This window comes from Actinacidiphila epipremni (assembly GCF_012034175.1).
Taxonomy (GTDB): Bacteria; Actinomycetota; Actinomycetes; order Streptomycetales; family Streptomycetaceae; genus Actinacidiphila; species Actinacidiphila epipremni.
In genome coordinates this window covers 1-3,728 of record NZ_JAATEJ010000056.1, presented here as the reverse complement: position 1 = coordinate 3,728, position 3,728 = coordinate 1, and the positions used below count along the sequence as shown (strand labels likewise).

At 72.2% G+C, this 3,728-nt stretch carries 1 protein-coding gene and 1 pseudogene; both read right to left on the bottom strand.

The window, feature by feature from the left end:
* Positions 1-8: 8 nt before the first annotated feature.
* Entirely contained in the window at positions 9-3,254 is a 3,246-nt protein-coding gene (locus tag HCN08_RS34340; RefSeq protein ID WP_167987287.1) for a sensor histidine kinase, read from the bottom strand.
* A 336-nt stretch (positions 3,255-3,590) separates the two neighbouring features.
* Positions 3,591-3,728: pseudogene (locus tag HCN08_RS34335) on the bottom strand (ATP-binding protein); the annotation flags it as partial.

Here is a 3,728-nt window from a genome sequence, read left to right as displayed (position 1 = left end):
GACTCAACTTAGTGCTCCTGGTTCTGTGGGCCGCCGAAGTGGGGGTCGCCGGCCTGTCCGTTCGTGTCAGTTCCAGCACTGCGCCCTTGCTGGACGCCACGCCGCAGGTTACTCAACCGGCCGCGTACGTCCTCGGGTGCGCGGGAGACCTGTGGGCCGCCCTGCGGGGTCTGCGTCGCGGCGCCCGGGACCAGGTTGGCCTTGGGCACCCGCCGTGGCAGGCCGGACGGGGTGACTCCGCCTGCCTTCGGCTCACGGACCGACTCGGCCCGCTGCCAGTTATCGTCGTTGTTCGACCGCCACCCGGAGGTCTCCGGCAGCGGCTGGGTCTGGGGCGTGGGCGACTCCTGAGCGGGCTGTTCCTGCGGTGACGTACGGGGCTTCCGGTCCCGGCGCGGCAGGCCGGCGTCCGTCAGTGAGGGGGAGCCTACGCTCTCGGACGGCTGCTCGGGGAGCGGCGGAACGGATTCGGTTACTCCCGCGTCAGGTCCCGGCCACTCGCCCTGAGCCGGCTGCTGATCGCCGCCCGGCGAACCGTACGGCTGGGCGAAGAATCCGTTCTGCCCGTACCCCTGCGGGGCCGGCTGTTCGAATCCCTGCGGGTAGCCCTGCTCGGCGTACGGGGCGGCGTAGCCCTGGTCCTGGGGAGCGCCGTAGCCCTGCTCCTGCGCGGCCGGGTAGCCCTGCTCCTGCGGCACCGGGTAGCCCTGCGCGTCGAAGCCGCCCTGGAGGCCCTGGGCGTACGTCTGCTGGGGGAAACCGGCGTCGTAGCCGGTGCCGTACGGCTGCGCCGCCTCGTAGCCGCTGGCGGGCTCGTAGGGCTCTTCCCGGTACGGCTGCGGCTGCGGCTCCTGCGCGGCGGCGGGCGCCGGCTGCTCGTCCTCGCGGTGCGCGGTGGCGGCCTCCAGCTGCGCCCGGCGGCCCTCGCGGCGCAGCGAGCGGCCCACCGGGTCGAGCCCCGGGGTGCCGGCCGCGGGGGTGCCGGCCGCCGGCGTGCCGCCCTGCTCGTAGCGCGAGTCGTCGAAGCCCAGCTCCGCGGCCGTCGGGCCGGTCAGCTCCGGCGTGCCGTACGCGGTGCCCTCGGCGGGCGCCTCCGGCACGATCCGGGAGACGGTGAAGTCGCTCTCGCCGTCGGCCAGTTCGTCCCCGCCGCCGCCGTGGGTGATCGGCTCGGGCAGCATCACCAGCGAGGTGGTGCCGGCCTGCTCGCCCGACGGGCGCAGCTGCACCCGGATGCCGTGCCGGTCCGACAGCCGGCCGACCACGAACAGGCCCATCCGCTTGGCGATCTCGACGTCCACCGTGGGCGGGCTGGCGAGCCTGTGGTTGATGTCCGCGAAGTCCTCGGCGGTCAGGCCGATGCCCTTGTCGTGGATCTCGATCATCACCCGGCCGTCCGGCAGCCGGGTCGCGGTCACCCGCACCTTGGTCTGCGGCGAGGAGAAGGTCGTGGCGTTCTCCAGCAGCTCGGCCAGCAGGTGCACCAGGTCGCTGACCGCGCTGCCGTGGATGTCGGTCTCCGGGATGCCGACCAGCTCGATGCGCTCGTACGCCTCCACCTCGGAGGCCGCCGCGCGCAGCACGTCGACCAGCGGCACCGCCTGGTTCCACTGCCGGGCCGGCTCCTCGCCCGCCAGCACCAGCAGGTTCTCGCCGTTGCGCCGCATGCGCGTGGCGAGGTGGTCCATCTTGAACAGGTTCTCCAGCTGGTCCGGGTCCGCCTCGTTGTTCTCCAGGTCGGTGATCAGCTCCAGCTGCCGCTGGATGAGGCCCTGGTTGCGCAGGCTGAGGTTGGTGAAGATCGCGTTGACGTTGCCGCGCAGCAGCGCCTGCTCGGCGGCCAGCCGCACCGCCTCGCGGTGCACCTGGTCGAAGGCCCGGGCGACCTCGCCGATCTCGTCGCGGGTGGCGATCGGGATGGGCGCGACCTCGGTGTCCACCCGGCCCGGGTCGGTGCGCGAGAGCTGGTCGACCAGCGCCGGCAGCCGGGTCTCGGCGATGTCGAAGGCGGCCCCGCGCAGCCGCCGCATGCTGCGGCTCATGGTGCGCGCGACCATGCCGGCCACGATGAAGGCGGCGATCAGCGCGACCACCACGATCACCGAGTTCACGATCGCGTCCCGCTTGGCGTTGGAGGCGATCTTCCCCGCGTCGCCGGCCGCCTGGTCGGCGAGCGCGACCTCGACGGTGCGGTAGGCGTCGAAGGACAGCGTGGAGGCCGCGAAGTACGTCTCGGGTGTGATGCCCTCTGCCCGGAGCTGCGTGACGGTACGGCCCGGGGTGGCGATCTCGGTGACCATCTTGGTCAGCGACGGCGGCACCACGAACTGCTGACCGGCCGCGAGCGCCTTGTCCTTGGCCTGCGCGGTCTGCTCGCGGCCCTTTTGCAGCGCGTCGTTCTGCGCGTCCTTCAGCCGCTGCACATCGGCCGTCGTACCGCCGCTGTTGTACTCCTCCAGGGCGATGCCCTCCAGGTACTGGTACGAGCCCAGCGCCGTCTTGAGCAGCGCCAGCTCGTCGGGGGAGGGGTCCTTCTCCACCAGGATGTGCATGCCGATGGAGCGGGTCAGCGACTCGGCGGCCTTGGCCAGCGAGTCGGCGTACAGGGTGCGGCCGTAGGCGGTGATGTTGCTGGTGCCGTAGCCCAGCTCGTTGGCCAGCTCCATCAGCGGGTGCTGGATCTTGACGTACCACTCCTCGGTCTGCACACCGCTGAGCTGCTTGGTGTAGGCGGACTTGCGCAGGCTCGCCAGCTGCGGCTCGACGCTGCGGAAGTTCGCCATCCGGCGCTCCAGGCCGGCCTCGTGCGGCATCCGCGCCGCCGCGTTGTCGAACGCCTGGGCGGCGGTGTCGGTGGCCTTGCGGGCGGCGGTCACGGCCGGGTCGTCGCGCCGGCCGGCCAGCAGCGGAACCACCGTGAGGTCCCGCTCGTTGATCAGTGCGTTGCTGTACGTCGCCGCGGCCCGCACCAGCTCGGCGGTCCGTACGGCGTCGTCGGCCTGGTGCCAGGTGTCCACCGAGCTCTTGACCCGGAAGCCGCCGAAGACCAGGGCGACGAGCACGGGTATGAGCAGGATGGCGTTCAGCCGGGTGGCCACCCGCCAGTTGCGCACGCTGAACCGGCCGCCCGGGTCGGGCGGCGCGGGGACGTCGGCCTGGCGGTCCGCGGGAGTCCTCCCGGGGCGCTGGGGCGGCGTGAAATTCCCCCGCGGGCCGTGCTCGGCTCCCGCCTCGGCTCGCCTGGTGTTCCTCACTGGACCAACAACCTCTCGGCGACGGCGCAACGACGGCCGTTCCTACGCTCGGGTTCTGCGAATTCCAGCACGTCATGGCCACGCTAGCCAAACGTGCGGCGGGCGGGCGGGAACGGGTGTCCGAGGGCAGGCGGAACCGGTGAAGGGGGCGAAACCGGGCAGATCATCCCAAGTGTGTATGCGCTGTGGCACTGATCGAGCGCATCCCGTGGTCGCGGGGTGCCGAAAGTCTCTCGAAATGTTATGAAGACGGGCCGGCCGTGTCCGATGACACAACCGGCCCGTGCAGCCGCTTCCCGCACCGCCCCGGCGGCAGCAAGTCGCCCGGGGCGCGCCCTACTTGAGCCGTGCCAGCAGCGCGTGCTCGACGAGGGTGATCAGCGCGCTCTTGGCCTCGCCCCGATGCCGCGCGTCGGTGGTGATGATGGGTGCCTCCGGCCCGATCTGCAGGGCTTCGCGCACCTCCTCCGGACG